Raw genomic sequence first — 26618 nt, forward strand, 5'->3', positions numbered from 1 at the left:
AGCCATGGCCCGTCCCCGCAGCCGGGGACACGGGGACGGGCCATACCCACAACCCAACACCGAAAACGCCGCCGTCCGGCCAGGAGCACGGCCCTCACCGACGGCGGCGCGGCGAAAGAGGTGACGATCGGAAAGGGCGGAGGCGCCGTGCTATTCGCCCCGGCATCTCGTGTCCGGTCACCGACTCTGACGCCGCACCATCGAACCAAGGACCCAAGCTCTCGACCGACGCCGCATGTTTCTGGTCGCCCTGACAGCATTCCGTCTGGGTAGTTTGAGGTTCCGGCCGGTTGAGTCGCAGTTCGCTGGGATGCGGGTGCTCGCAGTGGCCTCGGGCAGCCGGGTCCACGGCTTGCATGCTGGGGCGTTGATGACGCGGTTGCGCAAGGTGATCACGCGGCGGGTGCCGGAGCCGGTCCCGCCGGGAGGTCGCTGGGCACGGCGCGAACGGCCGATCTGGTGCAGCCGCAGCTGTACTCCGTCCTCGTCCCCCACACGAAAGACCAAGCCCGGACCCGTGAACCCGGCGCCCACCCGACGTGACAACCGGGCCGAAACCCAATCGATGTCACTTCCGTGATCGGGATTCGGAGACAGCGTGTCCGAGGACGACGGCGGGTCCGTGGCCGAGTTCGTTGATGACGTGCGCGATGTCGGCACCGAGGTCGTCGATGGTGACGCCGGTCATCGGTCCGGTCGATCGTCCGATGCCGCGCGGTTGGGGACGTAGGACGCGGTAACCCGCGCTGGCCAAGGCGGCGGTGAACGCGTTGAAGTCCTCGCCGCCGTCCCGGCCGTAGACGGCAGGATCACCACGTCGGGTCCGGCGCCGTCGACGTCGGTCTCGATCAACGCACCATCCGCGGCAACGAGTTCCTGTGCCGGTTCATGACTCGGCCCGCCGGCGGCGAAGCTGTAGGCGGTGGACCCGGTCGGGGTCGCGACGACGACGGCGTCGGCGGCGTAGCGGACGAACGGGTGCCCTTCGATGTGGATCTCGACCGCCGCCATCGGGCGGCCAGGAGCGCGCACCAGAGCGATGTCGTTGAACGCGACCGCACAACCATCCGCGCTGGTGATCTGCAACCCGGATCGCTCCTCGACGGTGAAGCGGTTCTCGTCCACAGCGCACAGCGCCGAATCCAGGTCCGAAGGGTCGATCTCGGGCAGGAAACCCAGCCGCCCGAGGTTCACCCCGAGCACTGGCACCCGGTGTGCCTGGGCAAGCGCAAGAGCGCGAAGCATCGTGCCGTCACCACCGAGGCTGACCAGGAGATCGGCGCGCTGGCCCACCAGGGCGGTCTCCAGGGGCGTGATCGGGTACTGGTAGGCGGCGACCTCCTCGGCCAAACCGCAGACCTCGATTCCTCGGGCGACCGCCCACGCCCCGATCGTCTCGAGCACCTCGGAACACCGCCGACTGGGATGCAGAACGAGACCAACGCTCTTGACCAATCCCATGACCGGCCCCCTTTCACGCCACCGGCCCCGACCAACTCGAACACAAGACGCCGGTCGGCCGGAACATTCGGGCGAACTCGGCGAGAGCGGACTCCATGGGTCTGCGCGGGGTTCGGGGATGTGGCAGGAGGCGGCGGCATCTTTGTTAGAGATGGTGGCTGGCGCGTTCCGATGATCGTGTCGGCGCGGCGGTGGACCCCTCTCGTGATCGATGCATCACCGTCTCGATGATCGCCATTACCAGAGCCAGCAGCATGAATCCCGCTGCGCACAACAGCGCACTGGATATCGCCACGGCGTAGTGGCGTCCGGTCGCGGACAGCACCGTGTAGAAGACGCTGGCCAGCGCGGCGGTCCCGATCGCCGCACCGATGCGTTGCGCGGTCTGGAGCGCCCCACCGGCCGCGCCCGCCATCCGCACCGGCACCCGCTCCAGTGTCAGGGTGATGTTCGGCGAGGTCACCGCGCCACTGCCGAGCCCGGCCACCAGCAGTAACACCGACGTCAGCCACACCACCGGACCGCCGTCGGCAAGGCGCAGGGTCAGCGCGGTTCCCACCAGCCCGGACACAGCTGCCACCAGACCGATCACCGTCAACCAGCGTCCCAGCCGGGCCACGAGCCCTCCGGCGACCACTGCGGAGACCGCGACGCCCAACGCGAACGGAGTGACCATCAGCCCCGAACGCAGCGGCGAGTAGCCCTGTCCGTTCTGGAAGAACAGCGCGAATACCAGCCAGATGCCGGTGAATCCCATGTAGTAGGTCAACGCGATGCCCACCCCGGGTGGATAGCCCGGCGTGCGGGCCAGCCGCGGATCCAGCAGGGGCTGCATACCCCGGTGCATGGTCCTGTGTTCCCACCACAGGAACGCGGCGAACAACACCGCAGCCACCAAGAACGACCACCACAACTTGCTCAGTCCACCGCTTTCGGAACTGTCCACCAGTGGCAGCAGCAGACCGAGGACTCCGCCGCCGAGCAGTAGCGAGCCAACCAGGTCAAAGTGCGCCGAACCCCAACCGGAGCGCGGTGTCACGGGCACGAGTCGGCTGGCGAGAACGAGCGCCAACAACCCGATCGGCACGTTGACGTAGAAGATCAAACGCCAGTCACTCGGCCCCGGGACCGCGGCCAGGATAAGACCGCCGACCACCGGACCAACTGCGGTGGCCAGCCCGGTGGTGGAGCCGAAAACACCGAACGCCTTCCCGCGCTCGGCACCACGGAACAGCTCCTGGATCAGGCCCGAGGTTTGCGGGGCCAGCAGCCCGGCGGCGACGCCCTGCAGCAGCCGCGCTACCACCAACAACTCGTGACTCGGCGCCGCCCCGCACAACGCGCTCGTGGCCACGAATGCCACCAGCGCGATCAAGAACATCCTGCGCCGCCCTACCGTGTCACCCAACCGTCCCGACGGCACCAGCACGAGACCGAACGTCAGGGCGTATCCGGAAACCACCCACTGCGCAGCGCCCGGTGATGCACCCAGATCGCGCTGAATAGACGGCAGCGACACGTTGACGATGCTGACGTCGAGCAGGCTCATGAACACTGCCGCCTGGGTCACCGCCAGCGCCCACCACCGCCGCCGATCGGGGACGTAATCCTCATCCGACGCTCCCGCCGCCGACCGTGGTGGGCGCGCAGCTTCGGATGTCATCGGATGCCCCTCGTCTGCGGTGTCCAAATCCGGCCAGTCACCTTGGAGAGCATGCGCCCGCCACAGACGGGAAGTCCTCGGCGCCAGCACCCGTCCTCGCTGGGGGCTAGCTGCAAACCAGACCCACGAACCGTGCGGTTCCAGTTAGCAGGGATGCGTGCGGCGGGCCGCGGTTGCCATGCTCAGGTGGTGGTGGTGCGTTGTGTGATCGTCGATGACAGCCCCGGCTTCCTGGCCGCGGCTCGCCGGCTGTTGGCGGCGCAGGGGATCACGGTCGCCGCCGTGGCGTCCAACGGTGAGGAGGCGCTGCAGCGGGTCGAGGAGCTGCGACCGGATGTGGTGCTGGTCGACATCAATCTCGGCGAGGAGAGCGGTCTGGAGCTAGCCGGTCAGCTGTCCCGTCGGACAGATCCGGCGCCGTGGATCATTCTGATTTCCGCCCACGCCGAGCAGAACTATCGCGACCTGGTCACTGACAGCCCGGCCATCGGGTTCCTACCCAAGGTCGCCCTGTCCGCCCGCGCCATCGACGACCTGCTCGGCGATGCGGCTACCGGGCCTCGAGAAAGGTGACCACGGCCAGCACCCGGCGGTGGTCGTCCTCGGTCTCCGGCAAGCTCAGTTTGGTCAGGATGCTGCGGACGTGTTTCTCGACCGTCCCCTCGGTGACCCAGAGCTGGTGGGCGATGCCGACGTTGGACCTGCCCTCGGCCATCAACGCCAGCACCTCCCGCTCCCGACTGCTCAGCACGGCCAGGGGGTCCTCGCGGCGCCGGGCCGACACCAGCTCCTGCACCAGCGCCGGGTCGACCACCGTGCCCCCCTCGGCGATCCGCTGGAGCGTGTCGAGGAACTCGGCGACATCGGCAACCCGGCTCTTCAGCAGATACCCCACCCCGGAGCCGCTGGCCAGCAGTTCCATCGCGTGCTCGACCTCGGCGTAGGCGGAGAGCACCAGGATGCCCGCGGAGGGGAGTTCCTGGCGGATCACCCGAGCTGCCTCCAGGCCTTCCGCGGTATGGGTCGGGGGCATCCGAATGTCCACCACCACCAGATCGGGGCGGTGATCCCGAACCAACGTGAGGAGTACGGAGGCGTCGTCGGCCTGCCCCACCACCTCGAAACCCGACCGATCGAGCAGGCTGGCCAGACCCTCGCGGAGCAGGACGTCGTCTTCAGCCAAAATCACCCGGGTGCCGGTCATGGCCGCGCCTCCACCCAGTCGCGGTTTCGCGCCCCCGTCACGCCACCAGTATCGGCCAACCTGCGCCTTTATACGGACCGGAGGCTGTATGGGGAGCGGACTCACCCTTCGCCTGGTGGCCGCTAGCTGGCATTCGGGGCTAGCTGACCGGCGTCGCCTCAGGACGGTCTGCTGTTCGCTTGCTCGACGGGAAGCGACACCTCGATCACCGTGCCTTGGCCGACGGGGCTGGTGATGTCGACAGATCCGCCGATTGCCTCGACCCTGTCCCGCAATCCGATCAGACCCGATCCCCCTCGCGGTTCCGCCCCGCCGGCACCGTCGTCACGGACGCACAGCCGCAGTGTGCTGTCGTGCCGCTCGACGGTTACCTCCACGTGTGATGCGTCGGCATGCTTGATCGTATTGGTGAGCGCCTCGGACACGACGTAGTACGCCGTCACCTCCACCGGAGGTGCATACCGACAGCTGGTGTCGACGTGCAGCTCGACCGGGACAGCGCTTCGCCGGGCGAGTGCACGCAGTGCCGGGCCGAGGCCGCCCTCGGACAGGATCGCGGGGTGCAGACCGCGCGAGATCTCGCGTAGCTCCTCCAGCGCTTCGGCGAGTCTCCCGGTGATGCGGCCGATGTGGGCGTATAGCTCCGGTACCTCCTCGGACACCGCATCCTGGACCATGCGCAGCTCGAGCGCCAGCGAGATGAGCCGTTGTTGCGCACCATCGTGCAGATCCCGCTCCAGTCGCCGCCGCGCCTCGTCCGCGGCGGCGACCACCCGCGCGCGTGACGCGGCGAGCTCAGCCCGGGCCTCCGCGTTCTCGATGGAGACGGCGATGAGCTCGCTGAAGCTCGCGAGCTGTGCCTCCGTGTTCGCCGGGAAGGGTTCGTCGTGCTTCCGCGAGGCCGCGATCACCCCCCACGGCCGCCCGGCCACGAGGATCGGGCAGCCAACCGACGAGCGGATACCCAGCTCACGCGCTTCTCGGGCGATCGCACCTGTGGCGTCGGCGAAGCTCTCGACCCGAACCGGACCACCGCTGTGGCCCGCGTAGCGGGCGATGCTCGGCCCGTCGAGGGTCCACCGCGTGCCGACGGCCGGTTGGACTTGCACCCTGCTCCAGACGGCCACGCCGGTCACGGTCCCGTCCGCTTCGAAGTGCTCTAGGCGCGCGAGATCGGCACCTGCGAGCAGGCCGACCTCGCGAGTCACGGCCTCGAAAACCTCTGACGGCGGGGCCGACCGCGCGATCAGTGTCGCGATTCGGCGTAACGCGGACTGCTCCTCCGACAAGCGGGCCGACTCCAGCGCCGCCCGCCGCTGCCGGGACGCGAGCCGGCCCACGACGACCGCCGTGACGAGGAAGACGCCCAACGCGGCGAGGCTCTGCGACTCCGCAACGCTGAACGAATAGCCGGGGGAAAAGAACGCATACGCGTAGACCGCGGTGCCCAGGAGCGCGGTGATCGCCGCAAGCACGGTATCCCACAGGATCGCCACTGACATGACCGCCAGCAGGTAGAGCACCAGCAGGTAAGGCGCCGGAACGATCGGATCGAGGAGCGCGACCACGCCGGTCACCGCCGCGACCATCGCCACGCTGGCGAGCAGCCCGTACAACCAGCGTGCGACGGGCGACCTCATTCGCCGCCGCGCTCTCATCACTACCCGCGCGGCACCCCAATGGATCACGCGGCACCCCAATGGATATCGCCTGCGATGCGCACCACCATACGCACGGGATGCCACTACGGCCTCCGCGGAAGTGGGGAGCGTGGCTGGCCGCAGTGCACCTCTCCGGTCAGGAACTGGGCTTGGCCCGAAGGGCCGGTCTTTCGCGTCGTTCTTGCTCATCGAGACGACCAGATCGGCCGGGACAGCGCGCAGTCACTCGTTCGCCGAGGTTCTCGGCCTGAGTCTGCCCGGTCACGCGGCCATTGCCTTCATCTACGAGATGCCGCCGCGACCTTCGTGGGTGATTTTCATGCGCACGAGCTCTTTCGTGGCTGGCTTCCCGGCTCGCCACGGTCACCTGGTGGTCATGTTGGGCTCCTCCGGAGGGCGGCCTCGGCCTGATCGGCCGTCAGCCGCTGGTGCGGCTGCTTGGCCAGCAGGCCTTCGATGACCGGGCGCAACGGGCCCGCAGGCAGCAACGGTGCGGGCTCGTGCTCGTCCTCGGTCATGTCGGTGATGGTGGCCACGAGGTCGTCCTTGTTGAAGGGCGTTCTGCCCTCGACGGCCGCGAACAGTGTCGCGCCGAGTGAGTACAGGTCGGACGCCGGCCTGGCTGGATCCTTGTGGAGCTGCTCGGGCGAGGCGTAGGCCGGGCTGCCAGCGAACATGTGCGGACAGTCGGCGCCGTCGGCCGCGGCGCACGCGATGCCGAAGTCGGTGAGAACCACACGCCCGCCATCGCAGAGGTACACGTTGCCCGGCTTGACGTCGCAGTGGACGATGCCCGCCCGGTGTGTCGCCCGCAGCGCCTTCAACAACGACAGTCCGACACGGGCCACCTGCTCGACCGGGAGCGGCCCGTCAGCCTGAATCGCCTCGGCAAGCGTTCGCCCCGACAGCAACTCCATGACGATCCAGGGGTGCCCGTTCTCCATGACCAGGTCATAGATCCGGATCACGCCGTCGTGTTTGACACGCGCGGCCGCACGTGCCTCGCCGAGCGCCCGCACCAAGGCCGCCTTGCGGCACTTCTCGGAAACGGGATCGCTCACAGTGAGCTGCTTTAGCGCCACAGACCGGTGCAGCAGCTCATCCACGGCGGCCCAAACCAGTCCCATTCCCCCGCGACCCAGTACCGACCGCAAGGTGTAACGGTTGGCCACGAGCCGCCCGGCAGGCCCTGACACGTGACCTGCTGCGGGAGCGGTCTCGGCACACGTGGTCGCCGGTCGCTCCGCGAGCGTCGGACGTAAGTCCGTATCGGGTGGGTCCGCGAGCGCCTTCATAGGGGTAACGATGCGCTGGTGTCCGCCTGATGTCGTCACGGCGAGCGCCCAACCTCGCTACCGGCTAGCCGGAATCCTGCCGTGCACACGAGTCGGCATCGATGGTGCGTCGAGTGGCGCCTTTTCCTGAACCTCGTTGTACCGTACTGAACTGCACGGGTTTGTCCCGAGCTTCGTCTAGCTTTTTCGCAGGTGAACGTCCTTTGTGGACAGCACTGGCGTCAATGGGTCGTGGGTGCGATCTCGCCGTCCCTACCGCGAGTTGACCCAGTGCGTGGGGCGCCACCCCGGACATCTCCGGCGTGGCGCTGGTGGTGACATGGTCGTCGGGAAGGGCTTCGTTGCCGTTCTCGCAATAGCGTCCGCTGACTCTCCCTCGACCAGCGGTGACGCGGCCAGAAGCACCGACGTCGCCGCTGCTAGGCCGCCACCCGCGCGAACAACGCGAAGCGCGAGCCCAACTCGCCGGCGCGGGCGATCCCGCCCAGCAGACTCCACGGCAGGAACGCGATGTCCATTTCCGCGCACAGGTCGCGCTCCGACTCGCTGAACCGAAAAGCCGGTGAGAACTGGTTTTGCACGCTGACCAGACGACCGCGGCAGCGGGCATCGAACGGCAGGTTTCACTTGAGGTGACAGACGTGCGAGCACCGCGCCGGAGAGGAACCGACGATCGCGACCGCGGATACCGCTGGGGACAGTCCGGTTCCCTGTTGCAGGGCGAAGCCCAGGAACACCACGTTGCCGGTCATATCGGCGACGAACACGTGCCCCAACGACAGCTAGCTCACCGCATCGATGAGCCCGGTGGCCGCGGTCAGCACTAGGAGGAACGGGGCCAGCACGCGGTGGTCGAACGGGCTTGAGCGCCAATCCCTGCCCGTTCGAACCGACGCGCGTCGGCGTGCCGAGGTAGGGGTTGCCGCGGCCGGTGAGGTCGCCGCTGTCCGAAAGCCCTTCGGAGAACGCCATGCTGACGCCTGCCCCGATCGCTGTCGCCAGCCCCGCCAATAACGCGTAATGCGGGCGGTGCGTGGCGAAAGCGACGGAGAAGATCGGCGCCAGGGTCGACAGCGAGCCGTCGATCAGCCCGGTCATCGCGGGCTGCACCCGTTGCAGAAGGACGGACCTGGCTGTTGTCGAATCGTCAAGCAGCATGGGAACCTCCGCCGTGGATCTGGTCTTGTCCAGCTTCGCGACGCGCCAGGGTTCTGTCGTCACGGCCAGCCGTCGTCCTCGCCCCCTGCTGACTGGAAGCCTGGGGTGGGATCTGCTGCAATCCGCCCTCGGACAGGGCGATGTTGCGCTGCGGACGCCGTCGTTGTCGCGACCCGGACCGGGTCCACCGCCTACAGCTTCTTCGCGGGCGGGCCGATCGTCTCGCCCCGGTGGAAGGGCTCCTGGTCACGCCGGTGGCGCCACACTCCGCCTTCAACCGCGCCCTGTTCCTGTCCCAGCATGAGAAGCTCGCGTTGCGAATCCTGCCCACCAGTGGCCACCTCGGGGTGGAGGTCGACGGCCAGCTCGTCGCGCACCCGCAACCCGGCAAGCTCATCGACATCACCGTCGACGCCGCCGCGGCGCGAGTCGTACCCCTGCTAGCCGGAAGTCGGAGAGTGCGGTCTCCTGCAACCGCGCTTCCTCGCTGGCAGTGATGACTACCACCGGCCGCAGGCGGACGCTGAACGCATGCGATTGATGTCGCATCTCGGCAGGAGATGGCCATTTTCCTTTTAATGGCTGGTGGTGATCTCCTCGACGGGGCGTAGCGCGGGGGGCCGGTTCGCGGCAAACCCACGTGCCACCGACCTCAACGACCAGGCCGTTGGCACGCAAGAGGAAGCCATGAGCGCGACCAGCCTGCGGGCTCGGGGGCCGCCGTGGCCGAAGCTCAACGTTTCATCGCGGACCTGTACCACAGCGACTGCGACGACGTCGCGGTGGTACCGCTCGTTGATCGCCCTCGCTTTGGTGGCTTTCGGAAGCGACACCGCCGAGGTGCTCAGCAAGACAAGCGATCGAGCGTCGAAAGAACGGATAAGACATGCAGACGACCATCCTTGGCAGGACCACCCTTCATGTCTCCCGGATTGCCTACGGGACCTGGCAACTGGGTGGGGACTGGGGCAGTTTCGACGAAGATGGCGCCACTTCCGCCATCCGCCACGCACTGGACCTGGGCATCAACTTCTTCGACACCGCCCAGGGTTACGGCTTCGGCGCATCCGAACGCCTGCTAGGCAAGGCACTGCGCAAGGAGATCACCCACGACCGCGACAGCGTGGTCATCGCGACGAAGGGCGGCATCCTGCCCAACGGCGGTGGTCGCGACGCTTCGGCGGACTACCTGCGCCGCGGTGTGGAGGAGAGCCTGCGCGCGCTCGGGGTCGACACCATCGACCTGTACCAGGTCCATTGGCCGGACAAAAAGGTTCCGGCCGAGGAAACGGCGGGCGCGCTCCAGGAACTCGTCGAGGCGGGAAAGATCCGGTACGTCGGCGTGTCCAACTACGACGTCAGGCAGATGGAAGAGTTCTCCGAGGTGCGCCCGGTGGACACGCTGCAACCGCCCTACCACCTGTTCCGGCGAGGTATCGAGGCGGACATCCTGCCGTACACCCGTAAGCACAACATCGGTGTGCTCACCTACAGTCCGCTGGGCAGCGGACTCCTCACCGGCCGGTTCGACGAGAGCACGACCTTCGAAGACGATGACTGGCGCAGCAAGGCGACCGCGTTCACCGGTGAGGCTTTCAAACGCAACCTGGCCGTGGTGCGAAGGCTCGAAGAGTTCGCGGCGGAGCGCGGCATCAGCGTCAGCCAGCTCGCGATCGGGTGGGTGCTCGCGCAACCTGGCGTGGATGTCGCCATCGTCGGAGCCCGCAGCAGCGCCAACATCGAGGCCAGTGCCGCAGCCGCCGACGTCAAGCTGAGCGAGAACGACCTCTCGCGAATCGATGAGATCATCGCCGACGGTGTCCCAGTGGAGGGCGCAACACCCGAGGGCGTGCTCTAGCCGCGACTGACCTCAACCAGCGGTCCACTGCGCGAGGGGATCACACGGAACACGCTGCTCGCCCTGGTTCGGCTACCGCCCCAAATGATCATGTTTTTCGGTTGTGGCGATGTGGGTAGTTCAAACGCAACGGTCGCGCACTTGCGCTAGCGAAGGTGGGGAGGACGTCATGGCGAACGAGCTTCGTGGTCGGAGGGTGGCCATTCTGGCTGCTGACGGGGTCGAGCAGGTGGAACTGGTGCAACCGCGCCAGGCGGTCGAGGACGCGGGCGCGCAGACCGAGCTGGTGTCGATCCGCTCGGGCGAGGTCCAGGCGATGAACCAGGACATTCATCCGGCGGACCGCTTTCCGGTGGATCGCGAGGTGTCTCAGGTCAACATCGATGACTACGACGCATTGTTGCTTCCCGGCGGGGCGGTCAACCCGGACAACCTTCGTCAGAATGCCGCGGCGGTGGCCTTCGTGCGGGATTTCGTCAACTCCGGCAAGCCGGTCGGAGCGATCTGTCACGCTCCGTGGAGCTTGGTGGAGGCCGACGTTGTCAGGGGTAGGACAGTGACCTCGTTTCCCAGTGTGCGCACGGATCTGCGCAACGCAGGGGGAAACGTCGTGGATCAGGAGGTAGTGACCGACAGGGGGCTGGTGACCAGTCGCGGACCCCAGGATCTTCCCGCGTTCAATGCGAAGATCGTTGAGGAGTTCGCCGAGGGAAGGCACGCGGTCCCCGGCTAGGCAAAGAGCTCCACCGACAGGGGTTGTTTGACAATCCGGGACTGCTGTTCGGCGCCTCTGGTACCGGCGTTTTCAGTCTTGGAACCGGTTACCAGGGGCAGCCTGCGCGACCGAGCCCGGTCGACCTGCTCGCTCAGGACCATAGGCCCTGGGCGCTGCCCAACCGGCGGCGCTGTTTCGTTTAGTCGTCGGTCTGGTTTGTCGATCTTCGACTTCAAGACGGTCTGGGCCGTCAGCAGGCCTGGTACGCGAAACTGCTTCATGGCGCCGTCGATATCGAGGAGCCGCTCGACATCCGATCCTGAGAGATAAATGGCAGGAAACACTCGGAGTTCATGGACCTGGCAATCGTCTGGCTAACTCCTCTTCGCAGTCGGCGGTCGTCATGGCCCGGTCGCGAGCAAATGAGGAGCACTTGACACCGGGAGAACCGACAATCATGAATGACATCTCCGCCAAGCACGTCAGGATCGTGCACCGTCAAGCTCTCGAGGGCGATACGCCGCAGACGTCCGGGCTCGTCCGCGAGGTAGCTTTCGATGCCCGCAACCCTGATGCGGACCATCTGTCGGCGTTCCGGAGCACCGTGAAGCCCGGCGCGGCCACTGGCGCCCACCATCACGGAGACCAGGAGACAGTCCTTTACATAATCAGCGGAACGGCCCGGTTCCGGTGGGGGGACCGGCTGGAACACTTCGCCGAAGCTGGCCCCGGAGACTTCGTGTTCGTCCCCGCTCACATCGTTCACCAGGAGATCAACGCCTCCGCCGAGTCCGAGACGGTCTGGGTGGTGGTGCGCTCCGGCACGGACCCGATCGTTGTCAACCTCCCCGACCTCGATGAATACATCGAGCAGCCCGCGATCGAGTACACGGCGCCGGGATAGAGCGCTGTCACCGCAGCGGGCACGCTATGCGTTGACCATTGGCGGTAACCACCGCGGTGCCCGCAGTACCCGCCGCACAACGTGACGACGAATCGATGCGCTCGTTACGAGTCGTTGCCGTTGCGTTGCGGGCGTCGGTGGGCGTGCGGTGTTCGTCACCGGTGCCCTGGGGGTGTACGGGCCAGCAGGATCAGGACGGTCGCTGCCAGCACGGCCACCAGGGTGGCGAGGATCAGCCCTGCTGCTCGCACGCCTTGCAGTTGGGCAATGACGCCACTGGCAACGACTGGCGCGGAAATCGCCACGTAGGCCACGACGAAGAAGCTGGAGGCGACCTCAGCTCGTTGCCTCGGCGGCGCGGCCTGGTTGACTGCCGCCAGGCCGGTGCGGAAGCTCAGCCCCTGGCCAGCTCCGGCTACGACCGCACCGGAGACCACCAGGACCAGCGATGCCAGTGCGAGGCCGAGGGCGAGCAGGCCCATACCCGCGATCAAACCCACGCAGCCGACGACCAGGGCGCGTGTCCTGAAGACGGCAACCAGCATGGTCTGACCGACTGTCGATGCTGCGAAAACGGCGAACACGACCAGACCGACGATCGCGTGGTTGTCGATGCCGAGCACCAAGGCGAGGAAATCCGGCGCCACCGCCGTGAACAGGCCCAGCACGGCGAAGCCCGCAAAGGCCGCCAAGCCGGCCCGCACGAAGGCCGTCCGTGCCTGCGGAGGAACCCGCAGGCGCTGCGGACGCAGGCGAACACGGCCTTCAGCCCGCACCGGCTCCGGAACGGCCCACACGAGCACCATTGCCGGGATAACGAGAGCAAGGTCCACCCAGAACGTCAGCCGCAGCGGTGCGACGGCGAACTGTGCGAGCAGACCAGCTAGCAGCGGACCACAGCCCAAGCCGCCGATGTTGGCCAACGTGGCGACCACCGTCGCACGCTCGGCCCCCTCGCGCGGCGCGAGGTCCGCCAGGGTCGCCGTAGCCGTGCCCGTGAAGATCCCCGCCGAGAGTCCCGAGAGTAAGCGGCCCACGAGCAGCAGCCCGATCCCGTGAGCGACGAGGAACTCCACAGTGCTCAGTGCGGACAGCGCCAACCCTGTCAGCAGCACCCTTCGCCGCCCGACCTCATCCGACATGCGCCCGAAGAGCAGCAGCGCGGCGATCACGCCGACCGCGTAGGTCGCAAAGATGACGGTGACCATCAGTTCGGAGAAGCCGAACTCGCTGCTGTAGATCGGGTACAGCGGCGTGGGCAGGGTCGTCCCGATCATGGTCACTGTGAACGCATAGGCGACCACAGCGAAACCGCCGCGTCGGCCGAACCGCGGCAAGCCACTGCCGGAGAGGAACCGGACCACCGGGTTGATGAACGTCATCGTTTGACACCGTCCTTCGGTGACGCCAAGCGTCGGAGCGGCGTCGACGACATCCTGAGCCGTGTTCCTCGCCGCAGGTCGATGATCGAGCGGCCACATGGCCGTATACCGACGATGGACCACGGCAGCAGTGCCAGCACAGCGAGCCTGCGGGCAGTGGAGGCGGAGTCGTTGACCCCTCGTAGACGAGAGAGTTCACAGCGAACGTGGCTTTGGTCTGGCCACCACTGGTCGATCGTGGCCGTGCTCACCGGGCGCGTTCTGCGACCGAGTCCATGCTGACCGCTGAGACCGCGTGCGAGCGGAAGCTCTGCGGCGACGTGGAGAATCGCGGTGCTGCCTTCTCACGACGAGGTCGTTTTGGCCTCCTCGGCCGTCTCCCCGGACTTCATCCGCCAAGCCCCGTGGTCTTGAACGGTGTCGGCATCGGCCTGCATTAGCTGGGCGATCACCGACACGCAGTTCCCACCAACCCTCATGCGCCGATCAACAGGCCGTTCGCGCCGTCGGGATGGCAGGGCCCGATCCGCGACCCCTCGCCACCAGCGCAGTCCACAAGAGACAGTGTCCGTCAAGTCCGGACGGCCAGGCCAACCTGCTCAGCGGAACCATCCGAGCAGGGACGTAGTGCTCTGGGCCGTCGGGCGCTGTGCCTGGAGCGTTAGCGGCATCGGTGCCATCAGACAGTCGGCGAAATCCCTGCGGGATCGGCCGCCGGTGATGGTTGGGTGGGAAGGCCAGCGAGCATGGGAGAGTCAGGTCGCACGGGCAGCATGCGGGTCCAGGTGGCTCCGGATGGGATCATCGCGTGCTTGTTCGACCTCGACGGTGTGCTGACCAGTACCGCCGCACAGCACATGGCCGCTTGGAAGCAGACCTTCGACGCGTTCCTGCAGGAGCGGAAAAGCGAGCGGTTCCGGCCGTTCACCGAGGGTGACTACCTCGAGTACGTGGACGGCCGGCCGAGGGCGGACGGGGTGCGCCAGTTCCTCGCCTCCCGCAGCATCACCCTGCCCGAGGGCAGCCGCGACGACCCGCCGACGGCGGACACCGTCCACGGGATAGGCAACCGGAAGAATGAGGTCCTGCTCGCGATCATCCAGGAGCGCGGGGTGCAACCGTATCCGGGATCGGTGCGCTATCTGGAGGCGGTGCGGGACGCCGGACTCGTCGTCGGCGTGGTCACCTCCTCGGAGAACGGCGCCTCGGTGCTCGATGCCGCGGACCTGAGCCGGTTCGTGCATGCGCGGATCGATGGCCTGGTGATCAGCAGGGAAAAGCTGCGCGGCAAGCCGGAGCCAGACTCCTTCCTGGCCGGTGCCCAGGCCCTCGGCGTCGCACCGGCCGAGGCGGCGGTGTTCGAGGACGCGCTCGCCGGCGTGCAGGCCGGCCGGGCCGGTGGGTTCGGCTGGGTGGTCGGTGTGGACCGCACCCACCATGCGGACGAACTGCGCGCCCACGGCGCGGACCTCGTGGTGTCGGACCTGGCCGACATCCTCGCCGCGAAACCGACGACCTTTTAGGGGTGAAGCAGTGGCGAACCGTCCGCAAGCCGGTTACGAGGTGGCCCCGTGGGAGCTGCGGTGGGGGTGGCTGGACCTCGACGCCCTGCGCCGGACCGAGTCCACCTTCGCGCTGTCCAACGGCCACATCGGATTCCGCGGTTCGTTCGAGGAGGGCGAACCTCGCGGCCTGCCCGGCACCTATCTCAACGGCTTCTACGAGCGGCGCCCCCTCCCCTACGCCGAGGCCGGGTACGGCGACCCGGTAGACGGGCAGAGCCTGGTCAACGTCACCGACGGCAAGATCATCCGGTTGCTGGTCGAGGACGAGCCGGTGGATATGCGCTACGGCTCGGCCCCGCACCACGAGCGGGTGCTCGACTTCCGCTCCGGCACGCTGCGTCGGAACACCGAGTGGATCTCGCCGACCGGGCGGCACGTGCGGATCACCTCGGAGCGGCTGGTGTCGTTCACCCAGCGCGCCATCGCCGCGATCCACTACGAGGTCGAGCCGCTGGACGGGCAGGCACAACTCGTGGTGCAGTCCGAACTGCTGGCCAACGAGCCGATCGAGCGGGAATCCGACGACCCGCGGGTGGCCGCCGTCCTGGAAGGCGCCCTGGTCTCGGACTTCTCCATGGGCGAGGGCAGCCGCGCCGTGCTGGGCCACCACACGCGCCGGTCCGGCCTGCGCATGGCCGTGGCGATGGACCACGAGGTGGACGCGCCTGCAGGGGTGTCGACGGAGAACTGGACCGAGGGCGACCTTGCCCGACTGACGATAGCCGCCGAGGTGCCCCAAGGGCGGAAGCTGGCGCTGACCAAGTACCTCGCGTACGGATGGTCCAGCCAGCGGTCCCCGCAGGCCCTGCGGGCGCAGGTGGAGGCGGCACTGGCCGGTGTCCGGCAGAGCGGCTGGCAGGGCCTGCTCGACGAGCAGCGCGCCTACCTGGACGAATTCTGGGATGCCGCGGACGTGGAGATCGACGGCGACGCCGAACTGCAGCAGGCGGTCCGGTTCGCACTGTTCCACGTGCTCCAGGCCGGTGCCCGCGGGGAGAGCCGAGCGATCCCCGCCAAAGGCCTCACCGGCCCGGGCTACGACGGACACGCCTTCTGGGACTCCGAAACCTTCGTCCTCCCCGTGCTGACATACACCGTCCCGGACGCTGCCAGGGAGGCGCTGCGGTGGCGGCACTCCACATTGGACAAGGCGCGCACTCGGGCAGCGCAGCTCGGCCAGGCCGGGGCCGCGTTCGCGTGGCGGACCATCAACGGCGACGAATGCTCCGGCTACTGGCCGGCCGGCACCGCGGCGTTCCACATCAACGCCGACGTCGCCGATGCCACCGCCCGCTACCTCGCCGCCACCGACGACAAGGACTTCGAGGCCGAGTGCGGACTGGAACTGCTCGTGGACGCCGCGCGGCTGTGGACGTCGCTGGGCCACCACGACGCGCACGGCCGATTCCGCATCGACGGCGTTACAGGCCCCGACGAGTACACCGCGATCGTCGACAACAACACCTACACCAACCTCATGGCCCAGAAGAACCTGCGCGAGGCCGCGAGCCGCTGCGAGCAAAGCCCCGATCTGGCCCGAGAATTCGGTGTCGACGAGGAGGAGACCGCCTACTGGCGGGATGCGGCCGACCGGATGGTGGTGCCCTTCGACGAAACGGTCGGCGTGCACCCGCAGTCCGAGTCATTCACCCAGCACGCCCCCTGGGACTTCGCCAGCACACCTCCGGAGCACTACCCGATGCTGCTCCACTATCCCTACTTCGAGCTTTACCGCAAGCAAGTGATCAAGCAGGCGGATCTGGTGCTGGCCATGTGGCTGCGCGGCGACGCGTTCACCCCCGAGCAGAAGGCCAGGAACGTGGCGTACTACGAGGCGCTGACCGTGCGGGACTCCTCGCTGTCCGCGGGCGTGCAGGCGGTGCTCAACGCCGAGGTCGGCCATCTCGAACTCGCCTACGACTACTTCGCCGAGGCAGCCCTGGCCGATCTCTACGACATCCATCACAACGTGGCCCAGGGCCTGCACATCGCTTCGCTGGCCGGTGCCTGGATCGCCGCGGTCGCCGGGTTCGGTGGCATGCGCGACCACGACGGCAAACTCACCTTCGCGCCCCGACTGCCTCCCGAACTCAGCAGCATCGATATTCGCGTGTGCTTCCACGACAGCAGGATCTGCGTCACCATCCAGCGCGACGAGGCGACCTACGAGCTGCGCCGCGGAAACGACGTGCACACCTCACATCACGGCCAACCGATCACGCTCACCCAGGACAAACCGATCACCCTCCCGATCCCGCCACCGCCGCAGAATCCCGCACCGCGCCAACCCGCCGGACGCGCCCCGGCCCACCGCCGCCCGTCTCCCGTGCCTGGCCAGGAGCTGCGGCCCATCGGCCTGGTCCCCGAGCAATGACCTTCAGACCGAAATCTATCTCCGCACGGCGTCGCCAGCGTCTTCCAGATACCACTGGTTCTCAGGGACGGCTCGCGCAGGCCAAGCGTGATCACCTCGCGGTGCTGCGCGAATTTCTTACCGGAGCGCAGGTAGAACGGCACATCGGCCCAGCGCCAGTTGTCCACTTCCAGCCACAGCGCGGTGAACGTCTCGGTCTGCGAATCGGGGGCGACTCCTGGTTCGTCGCGGTAGCCGTCGTATTGGCCGCGTACGACGTGCCCGGGTTCGGTGAGCGCCGTGGTGATCACGGCGGCCGGTACGCCTTCATCGACCGCCGCCAGCACGGTCCATCGACCTTCGCCGGAGTCCGAGACGTGCCCGGTGAATTCCTCCAGCTTCGGTGACCGGGCAAGTGCGTCCGCGGTCAGGTCGACGAGCCAGGAGCCCACGACCGAGCCGCGGCGCCACACTTCGGCGACCTGCCCGACATCGATCTCGTACTGGTAGAACAACTTCGCGAGAAGCTGGACTCCGGGCCGTACCGCGTGGTCCGCATCGACAGCCACGGCAGGTTCAGCCCAGCGCCCGATGCAGAACCCATCCTTGAGCTCGCGCCAGAAGGGAAAGCCGGGCACCTGACCGGTGATTGGACCGCCCGCAAACCCGCACGAGTCACAGGAACTTGTCGAGCGTGATCGGCAGGTCGGTGACGCGCACACCGGTCGCGTTGAACACCGCGTTGGCGATGGCCGCCGGGACACCGACGATCACGACCTCGCCGAGTCCCTTGACGCCCAGCGGATCGGTCAACGGATCGCTGCTGTCGAGGAACACGGCGTCGAGCTCGGGGGCGTCGGCGTTCACGGGCACGAGGTAGTCGGCCATGTTCGCGTTGACGACACGGCCGTCGCGCGGGTCGACCGTGCTGTGCTCGAGCAGCGCCATGCCGATGCCGGCCACCATCCCGCCGATCGCCTGGCTCTGCGCGAGCTTCGGGTTCACCACACGGCCCACGTCGTAGCTGGCAGTCATCTGCCGCACCCGCACCAGGCCTAGGGACTCGTCGACCGCGACCTCGGCGAACACCGCGCCGTAGGCGTACGACGAGTAGTGGTCGTCGACGTCGCCGGGTGACCAGGTCTGCTCGGTGTCCACATGCGACATCCCGCGCCGGGCTAGGATCCGCTGGTAGGTGTCGGACCGGTTCGGCTCATCGGTGACGTAGAGACGCTCGTCGGCCGCCGAGACATCCTCCGGTTTCACGCCGTGCAGGGGTGACGCGGGGTCGACGACGGCCAGGCGCACCAGGTGGTCGCGGACGCTCGAGCACGCCGTGAGCACCGCGGAGCCGACGCTGGCCATGGTGCGCGACCCGGAGTGCAGCGGCGCCTTCGGCAGCGTGGAGTCACCCAGCCGGAACGTAACCCGCTCCATCCGCAGGCCCAACGTGTCCGCCGCGACTTGCGTCATCGACGTGTACGTGCCGGGCCCCATGTCACTCGACGCGCTCGCCACTTCGGCCGTGCCGTCGGCGTGCACGCGCACCGACGCCGACGCGTCGCGGCGGTTGTTGTGGTACGCGGCCGCGGCCATGCCCAGGCCGATCAGCCAGTCGCCGTCGCGGCGCGAACGCGGCCGGGGTGACCGCCGATCCCAGCCGAACCGGCGAGCGCCGTCGGTGTAGCAGTCGAGGATCCGCCGGGTGCTGAACGGCTGCCCAGTGGCCTGGTCCATCGACGGCTCGTTGCGTCGGCGCAGCTCGATCGGGTCGAGCCCGAGCTCGTGCGCCAGCTGGTCCATCGTGGACTCCAGCACGAACGCGCCGGACACCTCCCCCGGCCCGCGCATGAACGTCGGCGTGTTGGTGTCGATCGCGTGGACGCGGTACTCCGAACGCAGGTTCGGGGTCCGGTAGAGGAACCGCGGCACGTCGACCAGGCGGTCCTCGTACTGCTCGTAGCGCGACGTCTCGGTGTGCGGTTCGTGGACCAGGCCGGTGAGCCGACCGTCTGCGCCGGCCGCGAGGGCGAGCCGCTGCCGGCTCGCGGGCCGGAACCCGACACCGCTGTACATCTGCTTGCGGGTGAGCACCAACTTCACCGGCTGCCGCAGCTCGCGGGCGGTGAACGCGGCGAGCACCTCGTGGGGCCACGTCACGCCGGCGTTACCGAACGCGCCGCCGACGAACGGCGAGATGACGCGCACGTTGCCCGTGGGCAGCCCGAACGCCTTCTCGAGGTCGGCGGCCGTGCCCTGCACCCACTGAGTCTTGTCGTAGACCGTGAGCCGATCCCCTTGCCACACCGCGATCATCGCTGGCAGCTCCATCGGGTTGTGGTGCTCCCGCGGGATCGTGTAGGTGAGATCGACGACGGTGTGGGCCGTCCGCAGCGCGGCGTCCGCGTCGCCGCGGCGATAGTCCGGGCTCTGCTTCGCGGGCGCTGCCACCGCTTCGGGCGCGGTGAAATCCGTGAGCGGGACCTGCGACTCGTAGGTGACTTCGACGAGCGACGCGCCGTGCATGGCCTGCTCCAGCGTGGTCGCGACGACCACCGCCACCGGCTGGCCGGCGAAGTGGATCTCGGCAGGGTCATAGGCGAGCCGCACGCCAGTGAAGTCGTGGAGCACGCGGAGCACGCCGGGCAGCGCGAGCGCGCGCCCTATATCCACAGTGGATATTCGACCGCGGGTGATCGTGCTGTTCACCAAAACCGCGTGGACCAGTCCCGGTATCTGGTGCTCCGCGGAATACGTCGCCCCGCCGGTGACCTTGAGCCTGCCGTCGACCCGCGAGCGCGGCTGTCCCACCACTTCGGTCACGACCGGCCTCCGATCACCGAGAGCTGCCGCGCGACGGTGCGCTTGAGCAGCTCGACCTTGAACCTGTTGCCCGACAACGGCTCCGCGCCGTCGGCGGCCCGCGCCGCCGCGTCCTCCCACACCCGCGCGGACGGCGCCCGCCCGAGCAACGCGTGCTCCACCGCGGGCAATCGCCATGGCACCGTGGCGACGCCCCCGGCCGCCACCCGCGCGTCGCGGACCACGCCACCGCGGAGGTCCAGCGCGACGGCAGCCGACGTGAGCGCGAACTCGTACGACTGCCGGTCGCGGACCTTGAGGTAGCCCGAACGAGCCGTGTGCGGCCCCGCCGGAACCTCGACGGCCCGGATCAGCTCGCCAGACCGCAGGTCGTGCTCGACCTGCGGGGTCGTGCCCGGCTGCCGGAAGAACCGCGCGGCCGGCACCCGCCGATCGCCCGACTGCGAGCGCAGCACGATCTGGGCGTCCAACGCGACGAGCGCCACCGCCAGGTCCGACGGGTGGGTCGCCACGCAGTCGCGGCTCGCACCGAGGATCGCGTGGGTGCGGTTGACGCCTTCCCGCGCCCCGCAGCCCGAGCCGGGATCACGGCGGTTGCACGGCGAAGCGACGTCTCGGAAGTACACACACCGCGGCCGCTGCATCAGGTTGCCACCGATCGAGGCCATGTTCCGGATCTGCCCGGACGCGCTCAGCTCCAGCGCCTGCGAGATCACCGGGAACTGCGACCGCACGAGCGGGTGCGCGGCGAGGTCACTCATGCGCACCAGCGCGCCGACGACCAACCCACGGGTGTCGACCCGGATCTCGCGGTACGGCAGCAGGTTGATGTCCACAAGCGACTCCGGACGTTCGACAGTCTCGCGCATCAGGTCCACGAGCGTCGTGCCGCCCGCGATGTAGCGCGCACCCGCGGCACCGGCGGCGAACGCGTCAGCCTCGGACGCCGCAGCGGTAAAGGTGAAAGGGAACACAGCTCACCGCCCCGCCGCAGTCCGCTCGATCGCCGAGACGATGTTCCGGTAGGCGCCGCACCGGCAGATGTTGCCGCTCATCGACTCCCGGATCTCGTCGCGCGAACCCGTGTGCCCCTCGCGGATGCAGCCGATCCCCGACATGATCTGCCCGGAAGTGCAATAGCCGCACTGGAACGCGTCCTCGTCTATGAACGCTTGCTGCAACGGGTGCAGCCGGTCGCCGTCGGCCAGACCTTCGATCGTGGTGATCTCGGCGCCCGAGTACATCACGGCCAGCGTGAGGCAGGAGACCACGCGGCGGCCGTCGAGCAGGACCGTGCAGGCGCCGCAGGCTCCCTGGTCGCAACCCTTCTTGGTACCGGTGAGGTGCAGCCTTTCCCGCAGGAGGTCGAGGATCGACGTCCGACTGTCCACTGCAACCTCGTGAACCTCACCGTTGATCGTGACCCGGATCATCGGCGGCTCCTGCTCGCCGGCCTCGGCCTCGTCGCCAACGAGCGTGGGCACCCCCACCGCGCCGCCCACCGCGGCCGCGGCCGTGACGAACTGCCGGCGGCTCAAAGCGCCGAAAGGGGTTTCGGAGATTTCGGCATCGGACGTCATCCGTCCGCCTCCTCGGTGTTTGCGGGACTGACGTTTCACAACCGACGTTTCAGCGAGTCCGGGATCGATACGCCCCGGTGACCACGGCCACGTAAATCCTGCGGCGGCAAGAGAAGATCGACAACGGTGTCGTGCACGGCACGCTGTGCGTGCCCGGCGGCGCGAAAACCGTGATGGTGCTGGCACCCGGAGCGACTTGCAACTCCACGTACTGGGACTTGCCGTTACCTCACCACCACGTGCACCGTGGGCATCCTGCGCGAAGAGGGGCCGTACTATGCGTCTGCTCCCCCGCTCGACGCGTTCGTGCTCCCGACGGCTGGCCACGACTTCAACCTGAGCCCGCGCGCAACCGAGCTGCACACGGCCGTCGCCGCCTGGGTCGGGCACGTGCTGCCCGGCTGAGCTTCCGGTTTTCATCAGCGCACCAACAAGACCGTGTGCGGGCCGCGTTGCACCGGGATGCGGTGATCGGTCCGCACCAGGACCGGACGCGGGTTCAGCGGGTCACCGGTGACCCGCCAGAAGTCCACGCTGCCGCCGGGCACGCTGTCGTCGAAGTGGTCGAAGTTCGTGACCGCCAGGTAGCGGCTGGAAGCGTCGAACACCGCCGACTCGGGCAGCATGCCGTCGAAGGGGAATTCACCAGCGTGCCCGAGACAGCCGGTGTCCGGCGCGAAGGTCAGCAGGGACAACGACGAGTACTCCGTCCGGCGCGGATCACCGGCGGGGACGTAGCTGCGTTCGAGGTTCGTCGTCACGACCGAGCGGCCGTCCGGACTGATCACGAGCCCTTCGGGAGACACGCCGGTCGGGGCGCGGTCGACGACCTCGTGGTGCTTCGCGGGCCCGTCGTCGAACCGCACGCTGGCGACGTTCCCCGGCGGCGCCTCGGTCCAGAACCCGTTGACGTCCGGGCCCCACTGGAGGTTGTTGACCAGTGCGTAGTGGCCGTCGGGTGACCAGACGAGCTTGAACGGGTACTTTCCCGTCGCGAGCGAATCTCCCCACGGCTGCAGGGACACGGTGTCGGCACTCCGCTGCAGCTGGGCGAACACGGCGCGGCCCGTGTCGCACAGCGTCGCGCCGAGGAAGCGACCATTCGGGTGCCAAGTCACGTCGCAGATCCGGGTGTCACCGGTGACACCCGGGAACTGCGCGTAGCTCGGGGTGCCGAGGCGGCCGTCGTGGAAGGGCACGAACGCGACCCCGCGTCCGTCGGCGGGGTTCAACCCGACCGCGAGCAGATCGCCAGCGGGGTTGATGTCCACGGTCTCCAGTCGTTTCCCGACATGGATCCGTTGGAGAACGCGGGGTGCCCCGGTGTTGCGGACGTCGACGAGCGTCAGCGTCGTGCCCGGGGCGAGGTCGCTGGACCGCTTCGCACCGGGCCCGGCCTCGCCGAGGGTTTCGGCGACGAACGCGTAGCGACCGTCCGGGGACACCGTGAGCGCGGCCGGTGCGCCGGCGACCGAGTTGCTCACGTCGGTCCGATGGGCGACACCTTCGCTGAGAGGAATCGTCGAGAGGGCGTCACGACCTTCGCGCGGCCCGAGCACTCCGTCCACGTAGGCCGACGGAACCTGGTCGGCGTCGGAAATCAGCGTCAGCGCACGGCCTTGGAAATCGGCGGGCACTTCATCGGTTCGTGCTTCCGCGGGAGCACCTGCCGCCGTCAATGCCGTTCCGAGAAACAGGGCCAGAGAGCGTCGAAAAAGTGACATGAGCACCTCGAATACCGTTTTCCTCAAAGCCAGCCCGGGGCGATGAGCACCGCCCACGAGACGAGGGGTGCGACCACGACCAAGGTCAGGCCCACGCGCAGCAGGCTGCGGTAGACCGCAGGACGTTGCTCCTCGCGCGCGCTGGCGATCGCGACCGCGCCGACCGTCGAGAACGGCGAGGTGTCGACGAGCGCAGCTGACAGCGAAAGCGCGGCGGCGAACCCGAGCGTCCCGAGGTGGCCGACTCGGAGCAGGGGGATGCACAACGGGACGAGCGCGCCGAGCATCCCGGTGGTCGACGCGAACGCGGAGACCGCGCCCGCGATGTAGCAGATGACGAGTGCCGCGACGAGCGGAGTCCCGATGGTGCTGGCCCGCTCGCCGAGCCAGCCGATGGTCCCAGCCTTGTCCAGGACCCCGACGTAGGTCATGACCCCGCCGAGGAGCAGCACCACGTTCCAGCTGATGTGGTGCGTGGCTTTGGTCAGCGTCGCGGAGAACGCGAGACCCAGCACCGCGGCGAGGGTGATGGCGAGCAAGCCGATGTCGAGGTCGAAACCGACGGTGCCGGTCACGAGCACGACGATTGCGGCGATGGTGCACTTCTGCTCAAGAGAGGTGGCGAGCTTCGGCTTGGTCGCGTCGACCTCGGCCCGCACTCGCCAGAGCCGCGGGCCGCCCGCCGTGAGGTACGCGATCACTCCGGCCAGCAGCGCGGCGACGAAGACGACGATGGCCAGTTCGCCGCTGTCGATAGGCATGCCTTCGGACTTCAGCGACTGCGTGACGATGATCCCGTAGATCCCCAGCGGCGCGAAGCCACCGGCAACGGCGCCGAAGCCCACCATCGTGGCGATCAGCGTCGGCTGGATCCCGTGCGTGGCGGCGACGGCCATGCCGACGGGGAACAGGATCGAGATCACCGCGGGCCCGAGGGCGCCGATTCCGCAGAGGACCGTCGACAGCACGAACAGCAGCCATGGCAGAAACGCGACCCGGCCGCGGATCAGTCGGACGCTCGCGTCGACGAGCAACTGCACCGTGCCGTTGGCCTGCGCGATCCCGAAGAGCAGTGTGACGCCGACGATGATCACGAGCAGATCCACGGGAAAGCCGGCGATGGTCGTCCTGGCCGGTTGGTGGACCACCGCGAGCCCCACGACGAAGGCTGCGGCGAAACCCAGGATGCCCATGTTGACCGGGCGAATGACCGAAAGCACGAACAGCAGCACGAAGACCGCCAAGCCGATTATGTGGACCAGCACCGGCGTAGCCTCCGTTCCCGACGCGAGGGGCCGCTCACGGTCAGTTGACGGCCGTTGCCGCCGACCATACGGTGGTTCTCATCACGGCACAACCTATCAATTTGTTCCGAATAACGGCACAAGGAGGTGTTCGACAGTGCTTCCTCTGAGCGGCATCCGCGTCGCCGACTTCACGCAGGCGCTCTCGGGGCCGTACTTCACCATGCCGCTGACCGACCTCGGGGCCGACGTCGTCAAAGTCGAACGGCCCGGCCACGGCGACGACTCCCGCCGCTGGGGGCCGCCGTTCGTCGGGGACACAGCGGCGTACTTCCTCTCCGTGAACCGGAACAAGCGCAGTGTGGTGCTCGACCTCAAGACGGAGGCCGGTATCGCGAAGGCGCTCGCGCTGGCGGCCAGGTCCGAACTCGTGGTGCAGAACTGGATGCCGGGCACGGCCGACCGCCAGGGGCTGGGGTACGCCGAGGTGGCCGAGCGCGCGCCGGACGTCGTGTACTGCGCGATCTCCGGCTACGGCCTGGACGTCGCGTTGCCCGGGTACGACCAGGTCGTGCAGGGCACATCGGGGTGGATGAGCCTGACGGGCGCACCGGACGGCCCGCCGACCAAGATCGGGGTGCCGGTCGGCGACGTGGCCACCGTGATGTTCGCGACGCAGGCGATCGTCGCGGCGCTGGTGTGGAGGGGCGCGGGCGCGCACATCGACGTGGCGATGCAGGATTCACTGGTCGCGATGCTCGCGTACCACGCGGGGGCGTTCCTTTCGACCGGCGTGTCGCCGCACCGCAACGGCAATGAGCACAGCACGGTCGCTCCTTATGGGACGTTCGAGGTGTCGGACGGGCACATGAACCTGGCCGTGGGAAACGACCGGCAGTGGCAGCGGTTGTGCGCGGAGCTGGCGGCGGATGTCCGGTTCGCGACCAATCCGGCTCGGTCGGTGAACCGGGTGGCGCTGTACGCGTCTCTGGTCCGTCTACTCAGGACGATCCCGGCTGCGGAAGTCCTCGCGGCAGCACGGGCCGCCGGGGTGCCGGCCGGGCGGATCAACACCGTCGCGGAGGCCGTTGCGGACAGCGACCTGGTCACCGAGGCGTGCCATCCTCGGCTGAGGGTGGTGCGGTCGGTCGGGTCGCCGTGGCGGTTCGACGGCGAGGCGCCTCGCGCGTACTCTCCGCCGCCGAATCTGGGGCAGCACACCGATGAAGTGGTGCTGGATTTGGGTTTTCCGCTGTGAATGCGCTGGAGTTGACCGTCTCGAACGGAGTGGCGACGCTGCGGATCAACCGCCCGGAGAAGCGCAACGCGATGACGTTGGCGATGTGGCGTCGGTTGGCCGTCCTGGCGGGCGAGGTGGCTGCCGACGATGCGGTGCGCGTGGTGGTGGTGACCGGGGGACCGGATTTCTGCGCGGGTGCCGACATCGGGGAGTTCGGCCAGGTGCGTGGGGATCCTGCTCGTGGCCGGGAATACGACGGCGTGGTGGAGGAGGCGGAGCAGGCACTGACGCGGCTGCCCAAGCCGACGATCGCGGCGGTGCGCGGGTACTGCGTGGGTGGTGGGTGTGAGATCGCGTTGGCGTGCGACATCCGGGTCGCAGCGGCCGACGCGCGGTTCGCGATCACGCCGGCGAAGGTGGGGCTCGTGTATTCGCTGACCGGCGTGCAGCGACTCGTCGACACGGTGGGGTCGGCGTGGGCCAAGCAGATGTTGTTCACGGGATCGCAAGTGGACGCTTCCACGGCGGAACGCATCGGACTGGTGAACGAAGTGGTGCCAGCGGATCAGGTAGCTGCGCGGGCGTTTTCGCTCTCGGATTCGATCAAGCGTGGCGCCAGGACGTCCGTGACCGGGAGCAAGGTCCTGATCGAGCGACTGCTCCGGAGCCGGGCCAGTCCGCCGGGCGCGGACACGGACGCGTTGTACGACAAGGCTTATAGCGGAGTGGACTACGCCGAGGGCGTGGCGGCGTTTCTCGAGAACCGACCGCCCAGTTTCGAGTGAAGG

24 protein-coding genes and 2 pseudogenes are annotated in these 26618 nt (G+C 68.1%); 11 read left to right on the forward strand and 15 right to left on the reverse strand.

Features of this window, described 5'->3' with window-relative positions; all coding sequences use genetic code 11:
- Nucleotides 1-568: 568 nt before the first annotated feature.
- The 3 genes from MOQ72_RS45840 to MOQ72_RS36370 form a co-directional block, all read right to left on the reverse strand.
- Nucleotides 569-754 carry an alpha/beta fold hydrolase gene (locus MOQ72_RS45840; RefSeq protein ID WP_372495622.1) on the reverse strand — a complete coding sequence of 62 codons (186 nt, stop codon included), beginning with the start codon at nucleotides 752-754 and terminating at the stop codon, nucleotides 569-571.
- Entirely contained in the window at nucleotides 685-1404 is a 720-nt protein-coding gene (locus MOQ72_RS36365) for an NAD(+)/NADH kinase (RefSeq protein WP_242190378.1), read from the reverse strand. Before MOQ72_RS36365 ends, MOQ72_RS45840 begins: the two co-directional genes overlap by 70 nt.
- A 202-nt stretch (nucleotides 1405-1606) precedes the next feature.
- Entirely contained in the window at nucleotides 1607-3124 is a 1518-nt protein-coding gene (locus MOQ72_RS36370) for an MFS transporter (RefSeq protein WP_242190379.1), read from the reverse strand.
- Nucleotides 3125-3310: 186 nt separating this feature from the next.
- Here MOQ72_RS36370 and MOQ72_RS36375 point away from each other — a divergent pair, with 186 nt between their 5' ends.
- A complete protein-coding gene (locus tag MOQ72_RS36375; RefSeq protein WP_242190380.1) occupies nucleotides 3311-3697 on the forward strand; it encodes a response regulator transcription factor in 387 nt (128 codons plus the stop codon).
- Here MOQ72_RS36375 and MOQ72_RS36380 read toward each other — a convergent pair.
- The 5 genes from MOQ72_RS36380 to MOQ72_RS36400 all read right to left on the reverse strand — a co-directional run bounded on the left by MOQ72_RS36380 (nucleotide 3675) and on the right by MOQ72_RS36400 (nucleotide 8060).
- The gene (locus MOQ72_RS36380) at nucleotides 3675-4328 is read right to left on the reverse strand and encodes a response regulator (protein ID WP_242190381.1); all 654 of its coding nucleotides are present in this window, start codon (nucleotides 4326-4328) and stop codon (nucleotides 3675-3677) included. The two genes, MOQ72_RS36375 and MOQ72_RS36380, sit on opposite strands and share 23 nt — an antisense overlap.
- A 158-nt stretch (nucleotides 4329-4486) precedes the next feature.
- Complete coding sequence (locus MOQ72_RS36385) at nucleotides 4487-5968, reverse strand: sensor histidine kinase (protein ID WP_242190382.1); 1482 nt, start codon at nucleotides 5966-5968, stop codon at nucleotides 4487-4489.
- A 395-nt stretch (nucleotides 5969-6363) separates the two neighbouring features.
- On the reverse strand, nucleotides 6364-7284 hold the full coding sequence (locus MOQ72_RS36390) for a serine/threonine-protein kinase (protein ID WP_277955226.1): 921 nt from the start codon (nucleotides 7282-7284) through the stop codon (nucleotides 6364-6366).
- Nucleotides 7285-7703: 419 nt separating this feature from the next.
- The gene (locus tag MOQ72_RS36395; protein ID WP_242190384.1) at nucleotides 7704-7865 is read right to left on the reverse strand and encodes a hypothetical protein; all 162 of its coding nucleotides are present in this window, start codon (nucleotides 7863-7865) and stop codon (nucleotides 7704-7706) included.
- 42 nt (nucleotides 7866-7907) lie between these two features.
- Nucleotides 7908-8060 (reverse strand): DUF1275 family protein, encoded by a 153-nt coding sequence (locus MOQ72_RS36400; RefSeq protein ID WP_277955227.1) that lies wholly within the window; start codon nucleotides 8058-8060, stop codon nucleotides 7908-7910.
- A 244-nt stretch (nucleotides 8061-8304) separates the two neighbouring features.
- On the opposite strand from MOQ72_RS36400, the pseudogene MOQ72_RS45410 reads away from it, so the two are divergent.
- From MOQ72_RS45410 to MOQ72_RS36430, 5 genes and pseudogenes are all read left to right on the forward strand, one after another.
- Nucleotides 8305-8634 (forward strand): annotated as a pseudogene (locus tag MOQ72_RS45410) (hypothetical protein); the annotation flags it as partial.
- 38 nt (nucleotides 8635-8672) lie between these two features.
- On the forward strand, nucleotides 8673-8939 hold the full coding sequence (locus MOQ72_RS45415) for an NAD(+)/NADH kinase (protein ID WP_242190420.1): 267 nt from the start codon (nucleotides 8673-8675) through the stop codon (nucleotides 8937-8939).
- A gap of 389 nt (nucleotides 8940-9328) precedes the next feature.
- Complete coding sequence (locus MOQ72_RS36420) at nucleotides 9329-10300, forward strand: aldo/keto reductase (protein ID WP_242190386.1); 972 nt, start codon at nucleotides 9329-9331, stop codon at nucleotides 10298-10300.
- Nucleotides 10301-10469: 169 nt separating this feature from the next.
- Nucleotides 10470-11033, forward strand: coding sequence for a type 1 glutamine amidotransferase domain-containing protein (locus MOQ72_RS36425; RefSeq protein ID WP_242190387.1), 564 nt, complete (start codon nucleotides 10470-10472; stop codon nucleotides 11031-11033).
- 439 nt (nucleotides 11034-11472) lie between these two features.
- A complete protein-coding gene (locus tag MOQ72_RS36430; RefSeq protein WP_242190388.1) occupies nucleotides 11473-11919 on the forward strand; it encodes a cupin domain-containing protein in 447 nt (148 codons plus the stop codon).
- 155 nt (nucleotides 11920-12074) lie between these two features.
- On the opposite strand, the gene MOQ72_RS36435 is transcribed toward MOQ72_RS36430, so the two are convergent.
- On the reverse strand, nucleotides 12075-13400 hold the full coding sequence (locus MOQ72_RS36435; protein ID WP_242190389.1) for an MFS transporter: 1326 nt from the start codon (nucleotides 13398-13400) through the stop codon (nucleotides 12075-12077).
- A 674-nt stretch (nucleotides 13401-14074) separates the two neighbouring features.
- On the opposite strand from MOQ72_RS36435, the gene MOQ72_RS36440 reads away from it, so the two are divergent.
- Both MOQ72_RS36440 and MOQ72_RS36445 read left to right on the forward strand, forming a co-directional pair.
- A complete protein-coding gene (locus MOQ72_RS36440; RefSeq protein WP_242190390.1) occupies nucleotides 14075-14824 on the forward strand; it encodes an HAD family hydrolase in 750 nt (249 codons plus the stop codon).
- A 10-nt stretch (nucleotides 14825-14834) separates the two neighbouring features.
- Entirely contained in the window at nucleotides 14835-17240 is a 2406-nt protein-coding gene (locus MOQ72_RS36445; RefSeq protein ID WP_242190391.1) for a glycoside hydrolase family 65 protein, read from the forward strand.
- 77 nt (nucleotides 17241-17317) lie between these two features.
- On the opposite strand, the pseudogene MOQ72_RS45420 reads toward MOQ72_RS36445, so the two are convergent.
- From MOQ72_RS45420 to MOQ72_RS36465, 4 genes and pseudogenes are all read right to left on the reverse strand, one after another.
- Nucleotides 17318-17983 (reverse strand): annotated as a pseudogene (locus tag MOQ72_RS45420) (hypothetical protein); the annotation flags it as partial.
- Nucleotides 17895-20042, reverse strand: a complete 2148-nt coding sequence (locus MOQ72_RS36455; RefSeq protein WP_242190392.1) for a xanthine dehydrogenase family protein molybdopterin-binding subunit — start codon at nucleotides 20040-20042, stop codon at nucleotides 17895-17897. The gene MOQ72_RS36455 and the pseudogene MOQ72_RS45420, both read right to left, overlap by 89 nt.
- A complete protein-coding gene (locus tag MOQ72_RS36460) occupies nucleotides 20039-21016 on the reverse strand; it encodes an FAD binding domain-containing protein (RefSeq protein WP_242190393.1) in 978 nt (325 codons plus the stop codon). Before MOQ72_RS36460 ends, MOQ72_RS36455 begins: the two co-directional genes overlap by 4 nt.
- Before the next feature lie 3 nt (nucleotides 21017-21019).
- The gene (locus tag MOQ72_RS36465; protein WP_242190394.1) at nucleotides 21020-21622 is read right to left on the reverse strand and encodes a (2Fe-2S)-binding protein; all 603 of its coding nucleotides are present in this window, start codon (nucleotides 21620-21622) and stop codon (nucleotides 21020-21022) included.
- A 246-nt stretch (nucleotides 21623-21868) separates the two neighbouring features.
- Here MOQ72_RS36465 and MOQ72_RS36470 point away from each other — a divergent pair, with 246 nt between their 5' ends.
- Nucleotides 21869-22027, forward strand: a complete 159-nt coding sequence (locus MOQ72_RS36470) for a hypothetical protein (protein WP_242190395.1) — start codon at nucleotides 21869-21871, stop codon at nucleotides 22025-22027.
- Nucleotides 22028-22041: 14 nt separating this feature from the next.
- Here MOQ72_RS36470 and MOQ72_RS36475 read toward each other — a convergent pair whose 3' ends face one another.
- Both MOQ72_RS36475 and MOQ72_RS36480 read right to left on the reverse strand, forming a co-directional pair.
- Nucleotides 22042-23259, reverse strand: coding sequence for a lactonase family protein (locus MOQ72_RS36475; protein WP_242190396.1), 1218 nt, complete (start codon nucleotides 23257-23259; stop codon nucleotides 22042-22044).
- 110 nt (nucleotides 23260-23369) lie between these two features.
- Nucleotides 23370-24611 (reverse strand): SLC13 family permease, encoded by a 1242-nt coding sequence (locus tag MOQ72_RS36480; RefSeq protein ID WP_242190397.1) that lies wholly within the window; start codon nucleotides 24609-24611, stop codon nucleotides 23370-23372.
- Nucleotides 24612-24747: 136 nt separating this feature from the next.
- Between MOQ72_RS36480 and MOQ72_RS36485 the strand changes: the two genes are divergently transcribed.
- Both MOQ72_RS36485 and MOQ72_RS36490 read left to right on the forward strand, forming a co-directional pair.
- Complete coding sequence (locus MOQ72_RS36485; RefSeq protein WP_242190398.1) at nucleotides 24748-25848, forward strand: CaiB/BaiF CoA transferase family protein; 1101 nt, start codon at nucleotides 24748-24750, stop codon at nucleotides 25846-25848.
- A complete protein-coding gene (locus MOQ72_RS36490; RefSeq protein WP_242190399.1) occupies nucleotides 25845-26615 on the forward strand; it encodes an enoyl-CoA hydratase/isomerase family protein in 771 nt (256 codons plus the stop codon). Before MOQ72_RS36485 ends, MOQ72_RS36490 begins: the two co-directional genes overlap by 4 nt.
- Nucleotides 26616-26618 lie beyond the last annotated feature (3 nt).

It is taken from the genome of Saccharopolyspora soli (assembly GCF_022678645.1).
GTDB classification, from domain to species: Bacteria; Actinomycetota; Actinomycetes; order Mycobacteriales; family Pseudonocardiaceae; genus Saccharopolyspora; species Saccharopolyspora soli.